The sequence below is a fragment of the Gemmatimonas sp. genome (genome assembly GCF_031426495.1).
Lineage (GTDB): Bacteria > Gemmatimonadota > Gemmatimonadetes > Gemmatimonadales > Gemmatimonadaceae > Gemmatimonas.
Map to the genome: position 1 here is coordinate 26,752 of NZ_JANPLK010000019.1, position 18,961 is coordinate 45,712.

General features: G+C 65.2%; 18 protein-coding genes. 8 read left to right on the top strand and 10 right to left on the bottom strand.

The features are described 5' to 3' along the window. The first annotated feature begins 77 nt into the window (after positions 1-77). Together RMP10_RS05990 and RMP10_RS05995 are read left to right on the top strand one after the other, a co-directional pair. Positions 78-2,390: a 3-hydroxyacyl-CoA dehydrogenase/enoyl-CoA hydratase family protein gene (locus RMP10_RS05990; RefSeq protein WP_310569463.1), complete on the top strand. Its 2,313-nt coding sequence runs from the start codon at positions 78-80 to the stop codon at positions 2,388-2,390. Positions 2,391-2,412: 22 nt separating this feature from the next. Continuing rightward, on the top strand, positions 2,413-3,579 hold the full coding sequence (locus RMP10_RS05995) for a thiolase family protein (protein WP_310569464.1): 1,167 nt from the start codon (positions 2,413-2,415) through the stop codon (positions 3,577-3,579). A 103-nt stretch (positions 3,580-3,682) separates the two neighbouring features. Here the strand turns inward: RMP10_RS05995 and RMP10_RS06000 are convergent, their stop codons facing one another. The 7 genes from RMP10_RS06000 to RMP10_RS06030 are packed head-to-tail and all read right to left on the bottom strand — an operon-like array spanning position 3,683 to position 10,367. Beyond that, positions 3,683-4,771 (bottom strand): phosphotransferase family protein, encoded by a 1,089-nt coding sequence (locus tag RMP10_RS06000; RefSeq protein ID WP_310569465.1) that lies wholly within the window; start codon positions 4,769-4,771, stop codon positions 3,683-3,685. 6 nt (positions 4,772-4,777) lie between these two features. After that, positions 4,778-6,004 carry an acyl-CoA dehydrogenase family protein gene (locus RMP10_RS06005; protein ID WP_310569466.1) on the bottom strand — a complete coding sequence of 409 codons (1,227 nt, stop codon included), beginning with the start codon at positions 6,002-6,004 and terminating at the stop codon, positions 4,778-4,780. Continuing rightward, complete coding sequence (locus RMP10_RS06010; protein ID WP_310569467.1) at positions 6,001-6,795, bottom strand: SDR family oxidoreductase; 795 nt, start codon at positions 6,793-6,795, stop codon at positions 6,001-6,003. Before RMP10_RS06010 ends, RMP10_RS06005 begins: the two co-directional genes overlap by 4 nt. Positions 6,796-6,829: 34 nt before the next feature. After that, complete coding sequence (locus RMP10_RS06015) at positions 6,830-8,347, bottom strand: bifunctional metallophosphatase/5'-nucleotidase (RefSeq protein WP_310569468.1); 1,518 nt, start codon at positions 8,345-8,347, stop codon at positions 6,830-6,832. Beyond that, the gene (locus RMP10_RS06020) at positions 8,344-8,622 is read right to left on the bottom strand and encodes a dienelactone hydrolase family protein (protein WP_310569469.1); all 279 of its coding nucleotides are present in this window, start codon (positions 8,620-8,622) and stop codon (positions 8,344-8,346) included. Before RMP10_RS06020 ends, RMP10_RS06015 begins: the two co-directional genes overlap by 4 nt. A gap of 38 nt (positions 8,623-8,660) precedes the next feature. Continuing rightward, complete coding sequence (locus RMP10_RS06025) at positions 8,661-9,896, bottom strand: 4-hydroxy-3-methylbut-2-enyl diphosphate reductase (RefSeq protein ID WP_310569470.1); 1,236 nt, start codon at positions 9,894-9,896, stop codon at positions 8,661-8,663. 9 nt (positions 9,897-9,905) lie between these two features. Continuing rightward, a complete protein-coding gene (locus RMP10_RS06030) occupies positions 9,906-10,367 on the bottom strand; it encodes a thioesterase family protein (RefSeq protein ID WP_309669351.1) in 462 nt (153 codons plus the stop codon). A gap of 64 nt (positions 10,368-10,431) precedes the next feature. Here RMP10_RS06030 and RMP10_RS06035 point away from each other — a divergent pair, with 64 nt between their 5' ends. Beyond that, positions 10,432-11,352, top strand: coding sequence for a universal stress protein (locus RMP10_RS06035; protein ID WP_310569471.1), 921 nt, complete (start codon positions 10,432-10,434; stop codon positions 11,350-11,352). 11 nt (positions 11,353-11,363) lie between these two features. Here RMP10_RS06035 and yjjX read toward each other — a convergent pair whose 3' ends face one another. Continuing rightward, positions 11,364-11,921: an inosine/xanthosine triphosphatase gene (gene yjjX / locus RMP10_RS06040; RefSeq protein ID WP_310569472.1), complete on the bottom strand. Its 558-nt coding sequence runs from the start codon at positions 11,919-11,921 to the stop codon at positions 11,364-11,366. Between the two features lie 96 nt (positions 11,922-12,017). Between yjjX and RMP10_RS06045 the strand changes: the two genes are divergently transcribed. Continuing rightward, positions 12,018-12,671: a CGNR zinc finger domain-containing protein gene (locus RMP10_RS06045; protein WP_310569473.1), complete on the top strand. Its 654-nt coding sequence runs from the start codon at positions 12,018-12,020 to the stop codon at positions 12,669-12,671. A 19-nt stretch (positions 12,672-12,690) separates the two neighbouring features. After that, positions 12,691-13,359 carry a hypothetical protein gene (locus RMP10_RS06050; protein ID WP_310569474.1) on the top strand — a complete coding sequence of 223 codons (669 nt, stop codon included), beginning with the start codon at positions 12,691-12,693 and terminating at the stop codon, positions 13,357-13,359. Positions 13,360-13,387: 28 nt separating this feature from the next. Here RMP10_RS06050 and RMP10_RS06055 read toward each other — a convergent pair whose 3' ends face one another. Both RMP10_RS06055 and RMP10_RS06060 read right to left on the bottom strand, forming a co-directional pair. Beyond that, positions 13,388-14,062: a sigma-70 family RNA polymerase sigma factor gene (locus tag RMP10_RS06055; protein WP_310569475.1), complete on the bottom strand. Its 675-nt coding sequence runs from the start codon at positions 14,060-14,062 to the stop codon at positions 13,388-13,390. Positions 14,063-14,105: 43 nt separating this feature from the next. Continuing rightward, positions 14,106-14,831, bottom strand: a complete 726-nt coding sequence (locus tag RMP10_RS06060; protein WP_310569476.1) for a TetR family transcriptional regulator C-terminal domain-containing protein — start codon at positions 14,829-14,831, stop codon at positions 14,106-14,108. A 144-nt stretch (positions 14,832-14,975) separates the two neighbouring features. Between RMP10_RS06060 and RMP10_RS06065 the strand changes: the two genes are divergently transcribed. The 3 genes from RMP10_RS06065 to RMP10_RS06075 all read left to right on the top strand — a co-directional run bounded on the left by RMP10_RS06065 (position 14,976) and on the right by RMP10_RS06075 (position 18,956). After that, positions 14,976-15,473, top strand: a complete 498-nt coding sequence (locus RMP10_RS06065) for a GNAT family N-acetyltransferase (RefSeq protein WP_310569477.1) — start codon at positions 14,976-14,978, stop codon at positions 15,471-15,473. Between the two features lie 65 nt (positions 15,474-15,538). Further along, positions 15,539-16,684 (top strand): FIST C-terminal domain-containing protein, encoded by a 1,146-nt coding sequence (locus tag RMP10_RS06070; protein ID WP_310569478.1) that lies wholly within the window; start codon positions 15,539-15,541, stop codon positions 16,682-16,684. A gap of 268 nt (positions 16,685-16,952) precedes the next feature. Beyond that, positions 16,953-18,956 carry an EAL domain-containing protein gene (locus RMP10_RS06075; RefSeq protein ID WP_310569524.1) on the top strand — a complete coding sequence of 668 codons (2,004 nt, stop codon included), beginning with the start codon at positions 16,953-16,955 and terminating at the stop codon, positions 18,954-18,956. The last annotated feature ends 5 nt before the right edge of the window (positions 18,957-18,961 follow it).

An 18,961-nucleotide genomic window follows, 5' to 3' on the forward strand; every position in this document is an offset into this window, starting at 1 on the left:
TGTTTTTCGCTCCTCCCCCTTCCGCCCGGCCGATCCACGGCGGAATTTGTGGGGGTCCCTTACGGAGAGAGTTCCGAATGCGCATGACGACTGTCGGCGTGGTGGGCGCTGGGGCCATGGGGAGCGGCATTGCCGCCCTCGCGGCTTCGGCGGGCTGCCGTGTCGTGTTGCTCGATATCCCCGGCGATAGCGACCCCAAGTCGCCGAACCGAAGTGCGCCCGCGAAGAACGGGCTGCAGAAGGCGATCAAGTCCAAGCCGGCATCCTTCATGGAAGCAGCGGCGGCCGCCCGTGTGCGCACCGGCAACACCGAAGATCATCTCCAGCTCCTCGCCGAGTGCGACTGGATCTGCGAAGCGATCGTCGAACTCGCCGAGCCGAAGCAGCAGCTGTTCGCGCGCATCGAAGCGTTGATGAAGCCCACCGCGATCATCTCGTCGAACACGTCGGGTATTCCGATGTCGGTGCTGCTGGAAGGACGTGGCGAGAAATTCCGTCGCCGCTTTCTCGGCACGCATTTTTTCAATCCGCCGCGGTACATGCATCTGCTCGAGATCATCCCGACGCCGGAAACGGATCCGGCGGTGATCGGAGCCACGCGCGAGTTCGCCGAACGCACGCTGGGCAAGGGCATCGTGATCGCCAAGGACGTGCCGGGCTTCGTCGCCAACCGGTTGGGCGTCTACGGCATGGTCGGCACCATGCGGCGCATGGAGCAACACGGACTCACGATCGATGAAGTGGACGGCCTGACGGGCTCGCTCATTGGACGCGCGCGTACCGCCACGTTCCGCACCGGCGACCTCTCGGGCCTCGATGTGCTTGCGCACGTCACGAAAGGCATCGGTGGTGCCACCGGCGAAGACTTCACGCTCCCCTCGTGGATGCTCGAAGAACTGGTGGCCAAGGGAAAACTTGGCGACAAGACGGGGGGCGGCTTCTACGCGAAGACCAAGGTAGGCACGCAGACCTTTGATTGGAAGTCCAAGAGCTACGTGCCGCAGCAGCGGCTCGAAGGCGGGGACATCGGTCAGGCGATCCGCATGCCGATCGCCCAGCGACTGCCGGCCGCGGTGGCGATGACGGGTGCCCAGGGGGCGTTTCTGCGCGACCATCTTGCTGATGCCGCGCACTACACGCTCACGCTCGCGTCCGAGCTCGCGTACGACATCGTGGCGATCGACCGCGCCATGGAGTGGGGCTACGGCTGGGAAGCCGGCCCCTTCCAGATCATCGACGCCCTCGGCATCGAGTGGCTGCGCGGAGAATTCCGCGCGCAGGGCAAGAGCATTCCGCCGCTGCTCGAGATGGCGAAAGGGTCGTTTTACAAAGACGGCGAGTACCTCACCTTCGACGGGACCTACGAGCCGATCCCCGGCATCCCCGGTCGCCTGTCGCTCGCCAGCCTCGCGAAGCACGGTCGCGTGCTCGACGACAATGGCCTCTCCCGACTCATCGATCTTGGCGACGGCGTGGCGTGCTTCGAGTTCCGCTCAAAGATGAACAGTCTCGGCGACGGCGTGCTCAAGGGACTCGAAAGCGCGCTCAACAAAGTCGAGAAGCTCGGCTTCAACGGCATGGTGATCGGCAACGAAGACGCGCGCGCCTTCAGTGTCGGCGCCGATCTCTCGCTGGTGTCCTTCGCCGTGTCGGCCGGCGCGTGGGATGACATCGCGCTCTCCTGCAAGACATTCCAGGACAGTGTGATGTCGATTCGTCGGGCGCCGTTCCCGGTGGTCGTCGCACCGGCCGGCATGACGCTGGGCGGCGGAGCGGAGTTCACGCTGCACGCCGATGCCGTGCAGGCGCACGCCGAGACCTACATGGGACTCGTGGAGGCCGGTGTGGGGCTGTTGCCGGGCGGTGGCGGCACGAAGGAACTGCTCATGCGCTTCACGGCCGAACTGCAGAACTACGAAGAGATCGATCTGTTCGCCGCCGTGAAGCGCGCGTTCAAGCTGATCGCCTTCGCCACCACCACGACGTCGGCGTACGAAGCGAAGGCGCTGGGCTTCCTGCGCGACAGTGATCGCATCAGCATGAATCGCGATCATCAGCTCGCCGACGCGAAAGCCCGGGTACTCGATCTTGCGCGCGGCTATCTCCCGCCCCTCGAGCGCACGGTGCGCGCGCTGGGTCGTGAAGGCCTCGGCAATCTCGAGTATGCGCTCTGGGCGGCGAAGGAAGCCGGACAGGCGTCGGCGCATGACGTTCGCGTGGGCCGTGCGATCGCCTACGTGCTGTGTGGCGGCGACGGCACCCCGCGCGACGTCACCGAACAGGACCTGCTCGACCTCGAGCGCGAACAGTTCCTCAGCCTCCTTGGCACCAAGGAGACGCAGGAGCGCATCGCGTACACCCTCAAGACCGGCAAGCCGCTGCGCAATTGAGCGCGCGGCAGGAGAGATAGAGATGACCGAGGTCGTAATCGTCAGTGCCGCCCGCAGCGCGGTCGCGCGCGGCAAGGCGGATGGTGCGCTAGCCGGCGTGCATCCGGTGGACTTGTCGTCTACCGTGATGAAGGCGGCCATCGATCGCGCGGGAATCGACCCCGCGATCATCGAAGACGTGCAGTGGGGATGCGCGATGCCCGAGGCCTCGCAGGGTCTCAATCACGCGCGATTGGCGTGGCTGCGTGGTGGATTCCCGGTGGAAACATCGGCCGCCACGGTCAATCGGTTCTGTTCGTCGGGACTGCAGTCGGTGGCCTATGCGTCGCAGGCCATCATCGCCGGTCAGGGCGACGCCGTGATGGCTGGTGGTATCGAGATGATGTCGCAGGTGCCGATGTCGGGCTACAACGCTCGGCTGTCCCCCGAAATCACCGAGAGCTACATCGGCATGGGCTTCACCGCCGAACGCGTGGCGAAGCGCTGGGAGATTTCGCGCGCGGCGCAAGATCAATTCGCCTTCGAGAGTCAGCAGAAGGCGGTGTCGGCGATTCAGCGTGGCGCGTTCGCCGAACAGATCGTGCCGATCCACACGCAGCGCTACACGTGGAAGGGCGCCGAGAAGACCGTAACCGACATGGTGTTCGACACGGACGAGTGCCCGCGCGCGGAGACCACGCTCGAGGGACTGGCCAAGCTGCGCCCGGCGTTCTCACCCACGGGGACCGTCACGGCCGGTAATGCCAGCCCGTACTCCGACGGCGCGGCCGCCGTGCTCGTGATGAGCGCGGCCAAAGCCAAGGAGCTCGGACTTACCCCACTTGCGCGCTTCGTGAGCTTCGCTGTTGGTGGCGTCGATCCAAGCATCATGGGCGTCGGACCGATCAAGGCGGTACCCAAAGCGCTCGCGCGCGCCGGCCTCACCTTGGCCGACCTCAAGCTCATTGAATTCAACGAGGCGTTCTCGGCGCAGGCACTGGCCGTAATCAAGGAGCTCGGGATGGACACGAGCATCATCAACGTGAACGGCGGTGCCATCGCACTTGGGCATCCCCTCGGCGCCACCGGGGCCAAGCTTACCACGCAGCTGGTGCATGAACTCCGGCAGCGCGGCGGCGGCTACGGCATGGTGACCATGTGTATTGGCGGCGGGATGGGCGCCGCCGGGATTTTCGAGGTGTACGCGTAGCCCACGGCCCAGGGCCCACGGCTCATGGCTCATGGCTCATGGCCCATGGCCTTTTCAAACGGGCCATGAGCTATGGGCCATGAGCTATGGGCCATGGGCTGAATTACACCCTCCCCTTCTCCGCTGCCGTTCTCGCTGAATTCCCGAGCGCTTTTACAACCTCCCCCAGCACCCCAAACCTCGGATCGCTGGTCAACCCCTGCACGTGACGCGCATAAATCTGCTGCGCGATCACGGCCACCTTGAATAGCCCGAACGCGTAGTAGAACGGCGCATCGCTCACGTCCACACCACGGTGCGCACCGTACGCCTGTACCAGTTCCGCCCGCGTCATATTGCCGGGCAACGCCGTGACGCCCAGTCCGAGCGCGCGGAAGATCGGGGCGTCGCCGGTTTCGACCCAATACGCGAGGCTGGTGCCCAGATCCATGAGCGGGTCGCCGATGGTCGCCATCTCCCAGTCGAGAATCGCGCGCACGCGCGACAGATCGGGCTCGAGCACAAGATTGTCGAGCTTGAAGTCGTTGTGCACCAGCGTCGCGGCACGATCCGGCGGACGGTGTGCTTCGAGCCACGCCGCAATCCAGTCCAACGCCGGCACCTCATCGGTGCGTGAGGCGAGCCATCGCTTCGTCCATCCCTGCACCTGTCGCTGCACGTACCCATCCGGGCGCCCCAGCGACGCCAGCGGTTCGGTCGAGACGTCGACCGCATGCAACTGCGCGAGCGTCTGCACGAACGTGTCCGACAGGGCCGCGAGCTTTCCTGGCACTGCCGCCGGATGGTCGGTGAGTGATTCCGGCAGCGTGCCGCGCAGGATCACTCCGTCCACATGCTCCATGATGTAGAACGGCACCCCGATTACGGCGGCGTCATCGCATCGGGCCAGCGGCTTGGGTACCGGAACGTCCCGCGCATGGAGGGCCATCAGGATGCCGTGCTCACGACCCATGTCGTGCGCAATGCCCGCCTTCACGCCACGCGGTGGACGCCGCAGCACGAGCGCACGTCGCCCGTGCTCGTGCTCCATCGTGAGCAGATACGTGAGATTCGAGAAGCCGGCGGGGAACTGCCTGATGTTCAGGCGAGCGCCCGCCGGCACCGTGTCCGGTGCTGCCGTTGCGAGCCACGCCAGCAGCGCCTCGGCATCAATCTGTTCGCCCTCGCGCAGTGCGATCGTTCCATCTGTCACAGGCAATTACTCACGAGGCGTGCGTGGTGGGAGATACGGCTTGAGCGCGCGACGGGCGATCACCGTGCGATGCACTTCATCGGCACCGTCGTAAATGCGCGCTGCGCGCTCATGTCGGTACCACCATGCCAAGGGGGTGTCATCAGTCATGCCCAACGCGCCGTGCGCTTGAATGGCGCGATCGAGCACGCGCTGCAGCGTATTCGCCACGAACACCTTGATGTACGCGATCTCTTCGCGCGCGGCTTCCTGTCCGTGGTGTGCCATGCGCGTGGCGGCATCCATCACCATCAGTCGCGCGGCGTGAATCTCGATGCGCGAATCAGCGATCCAGAATTGCACCTGCTGCTTGTTGGCCAGCACGTCACCAGGCGCCAACTCGCGCGAGACCGCGCGCCGGCACATCAGATCGAACGCGCGCTCACAGATGCCGATCCACCGCATGCAGTGATGGATACGCCCCGGACCGAGTCGCTCCTGTGCCAACGCGAACCCGTGTCCCTGTAGGCCGAGCACATTCGTGACCGGTACGCGAACGCCGTCGAAGCGCACCTCGGCATGACTGGCCCAGCCGCCGCCACTCTCGCCCATCACGGCGATGTTGCGCACCAGCGTGTAGCCGGGCGCCGGAAGGGGCACCAGAATCTGACTGGCGCGGAAATGCTTGCGCGCTTCGTCCGGATCGGTCACGGCCATCACCACCGCGAATGACGCGCCGTCGGCGCTGCTCGTGAACCACTTGTGTCCGGTGATCACGAACTCATTCCCCTCGCGCACGGCGCGCGTGGACATGATCACCGGGTTCGACCCAGCATGTTCCGGCTCCGTCATCGCGAAACAGCTGCGAATCTCGCCGCGTGCCAATGGCTCAAGGAACTGTGCTTGCTGTTCGTCGGTGCCGAACTGCAGCAGCAGTTCCATGTTGCCCACATCCGGCGCCTGACAATTGCAGACGTAGTGTCCGAACGGCGTCCATCCGAGCACCTCGCTGAGTCGCGCATAGGCGTCGAGCGGCAGATCACGCCCTCCGAGCGATGCCGGTAGGAATGGGGCCCACAGTCCCAGCGCGCGCGCCTGCTCACGCAGCTGTGCCAACACCGGCTCGTTCTGTGCCCAGGCACCATGCAGCAGCTGCGACTCGAGCGGCACGAGGGCGTCGCGCACAAAGGTGCGCGCGGTCGCCAACAACGCCTCGAATTCCGTGGCACTCGGCCCCGTATGTCCGTGCATCATGTGAGATACCCACCATCGACCATGTACACGCCACCCGTGCAGTACGATGACGCATCGGACGCGAGGAACAACGCGAGCCCAGCCACGTCATCGGGTTCGCCGATACGACGGATGGGCTGATGGCCGAGCACCTGATCCGAAATATCCTTGTCCTGCCAGAGCGCTTGTGAGAAGCGCGTCTTGATGAGTCCCGGACAGATCACATTGGCACGGATGCCGTCAGCCCCCCACTCCTGCGCCATCACCTTCGTGAGTGACACCAGCGCGGCTTTGCTCACACTGTACAGGCCGAGCCCTGCTTCCGGTGACACGCCGCCGATACTCGCCACATTCACGATCGCCCCGCTACCGCGCTGCGCCATGACCGTGTGGGCCGTGCGACAGAGCTCGAGCGGTCCCTTCAGATTCACCGAGAAAATCTTGTCGAACGCATCGTCGGTGGCTTGCTGCAGCGGACCGAAAATCGGGTTGGTCGCGGCGTTGTTCACGATGATGTCGATGCCGTCGAAGTGCTCCACCGTGCGTGCCGCAAGTTCGTGGGCATCAGCAGCCTTCCCCATGTTGGCCGGAATGCCGACTACGTCGAGCCCTTCGCTGCGTAGCGCCTTCACTACGGCGTCCACGTGCTCCGGCTTCCGGCTGGAGATCGCGACCTTGGCCCCGGCGCGCGCCAGCGTGGTGGCGATCGCCAACCCGATGCCCCGGGTGCCTCCCGTCACGATCGCGACTTTACCATCGAGGCGGAGACGCGAGATCGCGTCGGCAGTGCGCGGGGTAATGGGCTCGTGCATGGCAATGGGCCTGTTGGAGGGAGTCACGCGGTGGCTAGCGCCGATCGAGACGCGTCACGCGGCCGATCGGCGGCGGGACGATTCGGCCATTCATGCGTTCAAGATGCTGCAGCACCAGATCAGCCGTGCGGGAACGAGATCCGGGTGCGGCTTCAAGCGCACGACAGGCCTCGGCCGCCTCGGGAATGCGATAGCCGTCGCCGCTTCGGCAAGACGGGTATGTCACCATCGACACCTGCAGCGTGTCCGTCACACCGATCGGACGACCAGTATCGCGTGTGAGCGCGCCGACCACCCGGGCGGAACTGGGCAGCGTGGCATCGAACTGAAACCGCACGCCACTGAGCTGCAGATACGGCCCGTTGTTCAGGCCACCGCGCCCCACACTTCCTTCGAGCAGGTCAAACGTCACCACGCGCGTTTCGTCGGCAAACAGAAACACACCCTCGATCATGTGCCGCGTGATCGGACCCGCCGGCATCATGTCGTCAAAACGCAGCGCGCCGGAGTTGATCAGCGCCACATCGGCCTTCGTACCGACGCGCATGGCGTCGGCAATCATATTGCCGAACGGACGCTCACGCTTCGAGATCGAATCGATCGCATTGATCGGCTCTCGTGCGATACCCAGCACGCGATCGGGACCGATGCGGCGCGTCAGCGTGTCGCGCCACCGCTGAACCGCGGCCGCCGTGGCGGGGTCATCACGCATCCCCGGGCCAATATCGAACCGCTGGTCGAACACACGCCACGGCGTCGCGCCATCCCGCGTGAACGTGACCAGAATCGCCGTGCGTGAGTTGGACACCGCTTTCACCAGCAGGCGCCGATCGCGCACCGCCCGCCGCCCGTCGTGATCGTGACCGCCCAGAATTGCGGTAATGCACGGCTCGTTCTCGCGTGTCGTCACATCTTCCAGCCTGAAACGGTGCGTCAGCGCGACGACCAGCTCCGATCCCTGCTGCAACAGCGTATCGACGCCGGCGGTGGTGGCGCTGTCTGGATTTCGGCACGATACGTACGGCGCGTAGTCTTGCACCACCGTCGTACCGAGAATGCCGACTTTCACGCCGCCCAGCCGCAGCGTATCCCAGCCGTGCACGCCGGGAAACGGTGCGCCGCTCGCTTCGCTCCAATTCGCCGAGAGCCACCGAAAGCGCGACTCGTGCAGGCGCGCCACGAGATTCGCGCGTGATCCGTCGAACTCGTGATTGCCCAACGTCGCGAGATCGAGCCTCGCCGCGTTGAAGCCATCCACCATCTGCACACCACCATACCACTTACCGAGCACGCTGGGACTGACCACGTCGCCAGCCAGCACAAACAGCACGGTGTCGCCGTTCGCGCGTTCGATCGACTCTCGCAGCGCCGCCACGCGCGCCAATCCGCCGCGGCCGTCGCGCAGCGTATCGGTGACATACACATCGTTCACCAGCAGCATGCGCACGGCCTGTTCCCGAGCACGCGGGGCACGACAGGCCGCGATCGACGCACTCGCAGCCAGCAGCGCTCCACGCACGAGCAGTCGCATCAAGCGCACGGCGGATGTCACACGAGCGACTGCGGCAAGAACTCGATCGTACGATCCCACGCCAGATGCGCCGCGTCCGGCTTGTACACCACGGCGCCCGTGTCGTTGAAGAAGGCGTGACCGGCGTCGTCGACGTACGTCTCGGCGCGAACGCCGGCGGTGTGCGGCATTTCGAGCGCCATCAGCAACCGTTGTGCATCGTCGGGCGGGATGGCCCGCTCGCCGTGATACAGATTGGCCGCCGTGCTACCGGCGGCGCCGCCATTCGCGCGAAACTCCACCATCGTGCCATGCATGTGCGGAGATCTCCGATGCCGTGAACCGTGTGACGAACTCAGAGGCTCGTATCGACGCGTTCGCCACGAATAGCGAAGACTCGCGCGACGGCTTGTCCGATTTTGTTGTTCGGCGTGCTGGCACCAGCGGTGATACCGATCCGCAACGGGCCCGTGGTCGGCAGCCAGTTCGCGATCTCGTCTTCGTGATGATGCGGCCCCACGCGGCGGACGCGTACCGCATTGCCCTCGACGTCGATTTCGTCGGGATCGGCGATGTGGTACGTCGGCACTTGCTCACCGCACAGCGCGGCCAGCGAGATCGTATTGCTGGAGTTGTAGCCGCCCACGACCACCATCAGATCGAGCGGCTCGGCCAGCAGTTCCACCACCGCATCCTGCCGGTCCTGCGTTGCACTGCAGATCGTGTCGAAGGTGCGAAAGTGTTCGGAGCGATGCGCATCACCATACGCACGGGCCATGGCGTCGCCCACCGCCGCCCCGATCGCCAGCGATTCACGAGCCAGCATCGTGGTCTGATTCGCCACGCCGATACGATCGAGATGCAGATCGGGATCGAAGTGATCCGAGGCGGCCTTCGCGAACTTCTCGAGGAACGCCGCACGCGAGAGCGGCGGACGCGGCGTCGGCTTGCCCGCCTTCGCTTCGATGTAGTCCATCACCAGGTCGGCTTCCACCATGTCACGAACCACGATGTACTGCCCGCCCCGATACTTCTCCACTTGAGACGCCGTCGCGCGCGTTTCTTCGTGGTAGAACTTGCCGTGAATCAGCGAGGTGAAGCCATCGCGCGCATACACCTCGACGCGCTTCCACACGTTCAGCACCGATCCGCAGGTCGTGTCGACCACCACGCATCCGAGGTCGCGCAGCGTCTGGAAATCCTGGATGGTGACACCGAAGGCGGGCAGAATCACGACATCGGCCGGCTCCACCGGCGCGTAGTCGAAGCCCTTGCCGCTGGCCGACAGAAACACCACACCCATTTCACGTAACTTCGCGTTGACGTGCGGATTGTGGATGATCTCGCCCGCCAGAAAGATGCGTTTGTCCGGAAACTTCCGGCGCGTCTGATACGCGTAGTCGACCGCGCGCTCCACGCCGTAACAGAAACCGAATTCCTTCGCGAGGCGCACCGTCGTCTGGCCCGCGTGCAGCGTGTATTCCTGCGCGCGAAGCATGTCCACCAGCTGACCGGTGTAGTCGGCCGCGAGGGTGTCTTGCACCTCGGCCTTCAGGCCGAAGCCTTTGCGTACGTACGTCATGTCTGACATGGCGGCAATCTAGCGCATTTCGGGCGCGCCGGCCCGGGCTTCCTCTACCGTCATCACGAACGGCGCCAGCGATTCGCGGGCGATTCGCGGGAGCGGGCGCTTCGCGAATCCCTCTACCGTGACACACACCACGACCATCGTGGCGGCGGCGATCAGGGTGTTGCGGGTGGCGTGACGGACATCCACCTGCAGCGTGAGCGACGTGTCGCCCATACGCGACACATACGTCACGAGCGCCAGCTCGTCGTCCAGGCGTGCGGGTGCGAAATAGTCGATCTCGAGTCGCCGGCGCGGCATCCAGATCCGTGGATTGTCGAACAGCGTGGAATACGGTAGACCCACGGCGCGCAGCAATTCCTGCTCAGCGACCTCCACGAGACGCGTAAACGCGCTGAAACGCATGATCGAGACGAGATCCACATCCGCCCAGCGGACGCGCTCGTGCGTGAGAAAGGGACGCGATGCCGTCATGAGACTTGGTGCAGAACGGTGACCAACTGTCGGGAGATCCCCTCTGGCAGGAACGCTCCCGGGCGTGCAACGTCTTGCAATGTACAAGACCATTCTCGTGCCGTTCGACGGCTCGGTGCTGAGTGCCCGCGCCCTGCCCATTGCCGTGGCGCTTGCCCGCCGAACCGGCGCCACGCTGCAGCTCGCGCTCGTGCATGATCCCAGCGCCTACATCCCCTTTGTGCCCGGAGAAGTCGCGATTCCCGTGTACGATGTGGAGTTGGTCAGCGAACACCGGAAGCAGGATCAGGCCGCGCTCGACGACGCCGTGGCGGGGCTCATGGCGCAGGGCATCAGCGCCACGGGCGTGTTGCTCGAGGGTACAATTGTCGAGGCGCTCGTGGAGCACGCCCAGTCGTCGGGGGTCGATCTTACCGTCATGACCTCTCACGGACGCAGCGGCTTCGAACGCCTGCGACTCGGCAGTGTGGCGACGGCGTACCTCACGCGGGCCACGGCGCCGGTCTATCTGGTGCGGGGATCCGGCAGTGACGCGCCGCCGGAACTACCCGTGGGCACCCTGCTCTGCACCCTCGACGGATCTCCGTTCGCCGAAGCCATCCTGCCGCACGCCAAGGCGTTCGCCGACGCGGTCGGGCTCACGATGGCGCTGCTGTCGGTCGCCGTCCCGCACGCGATGCCGATGGCGCCGTTCGGCGCCGAAACGCTGCTCGCCGACGACAGCGCCATCGCGCTCGAGGAGGCGGGACGCCGTGATTATCTCACGCGCATGGCAGCCGACTGCCCGCTCGGAACCGAAGTCCACGCCGTCACCGACATGAGTGTGTCTCGCGCCATCATCGACGAAGCGACACGCACCTCGGCGGGAGCACTCGCCATGGCGACACACGGACGCGGCGGACTCAAGCGTATGATGCTGGGAAGCGTCGCCGACGAAGTCATCCGCCACACCCACGCGCCAGTGTTGGTGTACCGACCGTCCTGAGCGCGGTCGCGCTACGCGTGGCCTTCCGCCGGTGCGAAGAGCGCTGGCGCCAACCAGGGCGCCAGCGCATAGGCCACCATCGGCTCATAGGCCCCTTGCCGGTCGATCAGCCCCGCCGTGAGGATGCCCACGGCACCACGCCCATGCTTGGTGCCGACCACGTTGGCAATTTCGTCCATCGCGTGCCCGAGCTCTTCGCCGGCACGAATGCGCGCGGCCACCAAATCCGGCAAAGGCATCGACAGTGAGCCGCCAAGCCCCTCGACACCGTCGCGATCGACGACCACCGCCCACGCGCAACTACGCATCCGGCCATCCGCGAGCTCCACGACGCCGCCCTCGAGTCCAACGGCAAGCTCGGCGCCGGTGACCTCGAGCGCGGCGAGGGCCCGGTTGCGGGCACCGCGCTGCGTTTCATCGTCGCCGATCGGCTGGTCAGGCACGCCACTCGCGACATCGACACCCACCAACTCCAACGCGGGCTGCACACGCTCGAGTACGGCGCGCACGGCAGCAAGCTTGACCGGATTTCGCGAACCGACGGCCACACGCGCAAAGGGAAAGGTCATATTCACTCGGTTCGCCGCAGAAAAGGGTCGAGGTTGGTTCCAAACGCTTGCTCGCAGGCACGTATGCAAGTAACCTAGCTCTTCTGACTCCACGATATGCCCGTCTCCCTCTCCGACGCGCGACGGGCCGACTCGCGCGATCGTCCACCCGGACCCGTGCCCCCTCGCACGAGACTCTGGCTCGACTTCGTCAACACCGACGCCGCCGCGCAATCGCCCGGGGGCGATTTGTTGCGGGACTTCGAGGCGCTCCTGAGCTGGTTCCAGGCGCAGGGCGCGGTCGACGACGAGCGCGCGGCAGGCATTCGCCGACGTGCCGTGCTCCAGCCAGCCGCCGCGGCCGCCACGCTCGTCGATGCGCGACGGGTGCGCGCCGCACTCCGCGTACTGGCGGAAAAGGGGCATCTCTCCGATCGGGTGCGCGACGATGCCGTGTTGGAGATCAACCGGGTGCTCGGGCGGAGTGCAGGAACGCGTCGGCTCGATGCGCGCGCCGAGGGCGGGTATGCGCGCGCTTTTGTGCCCACGGGGGATGCATTCGCCGGCCTGATGATCCCGATCGTCGAATCGGCGGCCGACTCGCTGGTGGAAGCCGAGCTGGCGCGCGCGCGCCGCTGCGCCGATCCGCGCTGTCATCGCGTGTTTCTCGACGGCACGAAGAACGGACGGCGTCGCTGGTGCGATATGGGGACCTGCGGCAATCGCGCCAAGGCCGCCCGTCATCGGGCACGCACGGTCCCGCGCCCTTGAGCGAGCTCGCACGCCGCGCATGACGACGCCGCGTACCCCCACCCGCGCCATCGACGCCGTGCCGCGACCAGAGTCCGATCCGGACCTGACGCTGGAGCGCGGCTTTGTCGCGTCATTACGATGGCTCGTCTCGGAAGGCGACGCGCGTGGCGTCCGCCGCATTGCCGTCGAACTGCGCGCCCTGCGTGAAGCCCTCGCCGCGCTCGACGAAACCCGCGCCGCACGCGATGACTTCGAGCGGCGGGCGCACGAACTCGACAAGGAACTGCAGGCCGCCCTCGCCGTGCTGGGGCCGGGCACGGCGATCAACGGCAACGGATCACTCGTGCAGCGCCTGGCGCGCCTTCGGGAACGCCTCGCCGAGGATACCGCATCGCGTCGTCAGCTCACGCTCGAGCGCGACGCGTGGCGTGCGATGTGCACGTTGCTCACGCAGACCCGCGCCCGCGTGCACGAGTTGCTCGAAGACGCCGAGCGCGAGCGCGATTCGCTCGCGAGCGCCCTCGATGTCATGAAGGCGAGAGTGATGGAACTGAGTGCGCTGCACGACGATGCCGCACGCGACTCAGCCGCCAGTCGTGCTGAACTGGCGGCCGTTCGGGAAAAGCTACGTCGCTGGAGCGGCACCGTGGAGCGCGCACTGCACGAACTCGCCGGCGCCGCCGGTTCGCTCGCGCGCGACGCCTGATCGGTGCCGCGCGTGTGTGGACGCGGTCTTACGTGCTGACGACTGACGTCACGTTGGGTGTGACCACCGCGCGCACGACCGACTCCTTCAAGTAGCCCATCTCAACCGCGTAGTTGGCGAGCTTGCGCTGCAGCAGACGACGCCCGCGGAACAACCGCGACTTCACCGTGCCTTCCGGCACGCCGAGCGCATTGGCGATCTCGGCATACCGCAGACCCTGCAAATCGCTCAGCACCACCGCAGCCCGATACTCCTCGGGAAGCGAGCGGATGGCGCGTGTGATCTCGTCGTCGAGGAACGAGTCATAAAAGCGCCCTTCCGGATCGGCCTCGCCGACGGCCTCGAACAGCGCCCACCCCTCGGTATCTTCCGGCTGCTGCACTTCGCGCGCATCGATGCGACGCTTCCGGCTCACGAACACGTGGTACAAAATGGTGAACAGCCACGCGCGGATGTTGGTGCCGAGATGGTACTGCTCCCACCGCTCGAGCGCGCGCAGCAAGGTGTCGGACACCAGATCCTCGGCGTCGTCGCGCGAGCGCGCGAGTTTCAGCGCGAACGAATACAGCGCATCCAAATGCACAAGCGCCTCACGTTCAAACTGCGCGCGACGGGCAACGCGATCATCACTCCGATCCGCCGCGTCTTGTGCCTCGCGCGGAACGGTCGCCAGCAGCACCGCCTCGTTATTCATGCTCACCATGATCCTGCTCTCCATGAGTCTGCGCCGCGCGCAGCAGTCGCCGTCATACTGCCATCGAGGGAACCGACATGTTCCCCGCAATGCCGTGCTGTGAGGATCCTGTGAACTCGAGGTTCCGGCTGACGTGCATGGCCGCGCTATCGCGCACATGCATCGCGATGAACCGTTTCAGATCCTCGGCGATGCCTTCAAGCACCGAGAGATCGCGCTTCACGCGCGTCATCAGCACCGCGCCTTCCAGCGCGGCAATGATGAATCGCGACAACCGCACCGCGTCTACGTCATCGTGCAGCTGCGGACGCGCCTCCCACAGCAGCGAGCGGATTTGACTGGCCCAGCGTTCGAACACGGCTTCGATCCGGACCCGGAAGCCCTCATGCGCGTCGGCCAGCTCGGCCGCCAAATTTCCGAACGGTGAACCCCGACGGCCACCACTTTCCGACTGCAGCGCCACCACGGCGTCGATGAACAGGTTGAGCCGCTCTAGCGGGTCGATCATCGGCTCGCGCAAAATGGCAAGACCGCGTTCGGCAAAACGCTCGAACTGACGGTTCAACACCTCATAGCCAAGTTCTTCTTTCGACTTGAAGTAGTGATAGAAGTGGCTCTTGCCACTGAGTTTCGCGCCTTTGATCACGTCATCCACCGAGGTGGAGGTGAACCCTCGCTCGGAGATCAACGTGGCGGCTGCATCTAGGATTTGCGTTCGGCGGTCTGACATCGTGTGGTGATAATAGGACCGTACGGTCCAATGCGCAAGCCCGGCCACATAAGATGCCATAAGCATATCCCTTATAAACACTTACGAACACACGGCATTTCGATCATGAGCAAAAACGAGCGCGGTGAAGGCGAAAACTTAGGACCGTTGAGTCCGAGTGCTGGGCATCAGGTCACGCGAACCTATCTTGAGATGTCCTCTCCTCGGCAACTGGTACCTGGGCAACAACCCAGCGTGCAGGCGTCGCTCGACCGGATCGACCCCTGTACCGTCGGCACGTGGCGCGCGCTCTACCGGCAAATCGGCGAGCCTTGGCACTGGCACGACCGCGACGCATGGGACCAAGGCGCCATGGCGGCGCATCTCGCTCGGCCGGAGATTCGGATCTATCGCGTAAAGGCCGAGCTCGGTCCCGAGTGGACGGACGCGGCTGGTTTTCTCGAACTGGAGCGACACGAAGACGGGTCGGTCGAGATCGCGTACATCGGACTCGACCAGCGCGTCCTTGGCCGCCGTCTCGGCGGATGGCTCGTCACGCAGGCCGTCCACACGGCGTTCGCGTGGGACGCCGTGCGGGTTTGGCTCCACACCTGCACCCTCGACGCGCCGGCGGCGCTCCCGAACTACCTCGCCCGTGGATTTTTGATCACACGTGCCGAGACTTACCACACGACCGGTTCGTCGAATTAGCCGGCCGCCACGATGTCGCCACACTCCGAGGCGCACCAGGCGGCTGTCGCTATCGGATATGGACCATGCTCGTTGGTTCGTCGCTCTGGATGCCGGCCTCCGGCTGGTCCATACCGCTACCCGCTGCACCTGACACGTCCGTCCAACTCGTTCTGAGTTTTGGACCGGTCGAGCCTCCGGACAGCGCCTGGTTCTCCGCGATCGCCGAGCGATTCCCGGCCGCGCAGCACCTCTACGCCTCCGGCGGCGGACAGATCGCCAACGGTGCCGTGGACGACGCACATACCGTGGTGACCACCGTCTCCTTCGATCACGCCACGCTCGTTCCCGTCGTCCGTGACGGGGTCACGGTCGAGAACAGTCGCGCCATCGGTGCCGACATCGGCGCGGAACTCACGAGGATTGCCGGTCTTCGGCATGTGCTGATCTTCGCCGAAGGTATTTCCATTAACGCCGCCGGCTTCCTCGACGGTCTCAACCCGATGCTCCCTCAGGGCGTCAAGGTCAGCGGCGGGCTCGCGTCGAATGGCATTCTGCTCACGCGCTCGGTGATCGGCCTCAACGACACCCCCACGACCGGCCGCGCGGTCGCGCTCGGGCTCGTGGGCGAATCGCTGGTCATCGGCACCGGCTCAGTCGGAGGCTGGGACTTGTTCGGTCCCGATCGCATCGTGACACGCTCGACCGTGGCCGAAGTCTTTGAACTCGACGGCGAGCGCGCCCTCGACGTGTACTCCCGCTATCTCGGTGAGTTTGCCAAGGAACTACCCGGCAGTGGCCTGCTCTTCCCGCTCGCCGTGCGGTCGTACAAGGACGGACCGATTTCGGTACGCACGCTGGTTGGCATCAACGAGGCTGAAGGCTCCATGCGCTTTGCCGGCGACATCCCCACCGGCAGCATCGTGCGCCTCATGCGTACCACGACGGACAAGCTGATCGACGGTGCCGCGCAGGCCGCCGAGTTGGCTCACGACGGTCTCGCCGAGGGCAGTTCCGCACTCACGCTCTGCATCTCCTGCATTGGGCGCCGCGCCGTAATGCGCAGCCGCGTCGAGGAAGAGATCGAGGAGGTCGCGCGTCTGAGCGGTGCATCCACCGTCGTCGGATTCTACAGCAACGGGGAGATCGCGCCTCCCTCGGATGGTCGTGAATTCGCCGCTGCCGTGCTGCATAATCAGACGATGACCGTGACGACGATCTCGGAGCTCTGAGGATGCACCCGTACGTGCTGCGTCAGCTGCGACGACATGGCATCAGCGAGGCGTCCGATGCGCTGCACCCGATCCTCAGGTCGGTCAGTGCACTGCTGCATGACGTCGATCGGGAGCGTGAGCTCGGCGCTGCCGCCATGACGGAGTTGTCACGCGAGCTCGAGTCGCGCTACGAGCGGATGCAGCAAAGCGAACAGCGCTATCGGTTGCTCTTCGACGAGAGCCCGATCGCGATGAGGCGGCGGTCACCCGTGAAGACCGCCGCCTCATCGCGTGGAACCACGCCGCCGAAACGACCTTCGGCTACGAGGCGAAGGCGGTGCTCGGTCAGCCGATCGAGAGCCTCCGGCTTTGCGGCGGCGACGAGTGCCTGCTTACGCCCATGCTCGCCCCAAACGTTCCACTTCCGGAGTCGGGAGCGCCGATGGAAGCGATGATGCGCGCCCGCGATGGGCGTGTACTTGATGGCGAGATCGTGTTCCACGCCGTCGTGTTGCGGGAGCGCGAAGCGGTGATCGTGCATGTGCGCGATGTCACGCTGGAGCGCGCGTCCGTCCGTGCTCGCGCTGAAAGTGAAGCCCGCTTCCGCGCGTTCTTCGAGTACGCCGGCATCGCGATTCACGTGTTGTCGTTTGACGGCATCATTCTCGAAGCGAACCCCGCCTCTCAGGAGCTCTTGGGATACTCACCGAGCGAAGTCGTTGGCCGATCGGCAGTCTCGTTGTCACCCGAGGAAGACATCGAGGCCGCGCGGGAACTCGGCCACGATCTTCGGACCGGGAAACGCGACTCGGTCACCATCGAGCGCCGCTTCTTCCACAAGGAAGGGCACGTGGTGTGGGGACAGCTCACGGTCTCCCGCGTGACGCACGGCGGCGACTCACGCATGATCGGCATGATTCAGGACATCACCGAGCGCAAGCGCATGGAAGGCCAGCTGCTCAAGCAGGCGTTCCAGGACGACTTGACCGGCCTTGCCAACCGCGTCCTCTTCCGCGATCGCTTGCGGCACGCGCTCGAGCGACGGAATCGTAGCAACACTCGAGTCGCCGTCATCCTGCTCGACCTCGACGGCTTCAAGCGCGTCAATGATTCGCTCGGTCACGCGGTCGGCGACGAGCTACTGCAGATCGTCGGACGCCGGATCGCCAGCACCGTTCGATCCGGTGAAACAGTCGCGCGCCTCGGTGGTGACGAGTTCTCCGTCGTCATTGAATCGATCGAACAGGGGGATGATCCAGAGGTGCTCGCGGAGCGCCTGCTGATGTTGCTCCGCATGCCCATGCGCATCGGGGGACGCGAAGTCGTCGTCGGCGTCAGCATCGGTATTGCGATCGCCGACCTGCTGGACGATGAGGAGACCGTACTGCGCAACGCGGACACCGCGATGTACGCCGCGAAGTCGTCGGGAAAGGCCTGCGTGCGACGCTTCGATCCCACGATGCACCGCGATGCGATGGAATGGCTGGAACTCGAGTCCGATCTGCGCATGGGTGTGGACCGGCACGAGTTCTTCCTCGAATTCCAGCCGCTCATGCGCATCGAGAGCGGCCGTGTGAAAGGCTTTGAGGCGTTGATCCGTTGGCAACATCCAAAGCGCGGGTGCATCACGCCGGGATTGTTCGTGCCGATCGCCGAGGAAACCGGCATGATCGTGCCGCTCGGGCGCTGGGTGCTGATGGAAGCATGCATGCAGGCGGCACGATGGACGCACTACGCCGCCGAGCCGCCATCCGTGAGTGTGAACGTGGCGGCGAAGCAACTCGACGGCGACAGCCTGATGGACGATACCAGGGCAGCGCTGCAGGTCTCCGGGCTCGACCCGAGTCGCCTGATTCTCGAGATCACCGAAAGCGACGTGATGCGCACGCCCGAGCTCGCGCTGGAAAAGCTGAATGCGCTCAAGGCGCTCGGCATCAAGCTCGCGATCGACGATTTCGGCACGGGCTACTCGTCGCTCAGCAACCTGCAGTTCTTCCCGGTGGACGAGCTCAAGATCGACCGTTCCTTCGTGTCGCGCATTGAGGACGGTGACCGTGAGGCCGCGTTCGTACGCACCATCGTGTCGCTCGCCAAATCGATGGGGATCGAAGTCGTGGCCGAAGGCATCGAGGAAGTCGGGCAACAGCAGTTCCTCCACTCGATCGGCTGCGATTTCGGACAGGGGTATCTGTACAGCCGTTCACTGCCGGCCGGCGACGTCGAGGCCTTCGTGAAGCAGTCGAAGCAAGTGCTCCCCATGTTGTCGTCGGCCGGGAAGAAGTTCGCGTAGCGGCG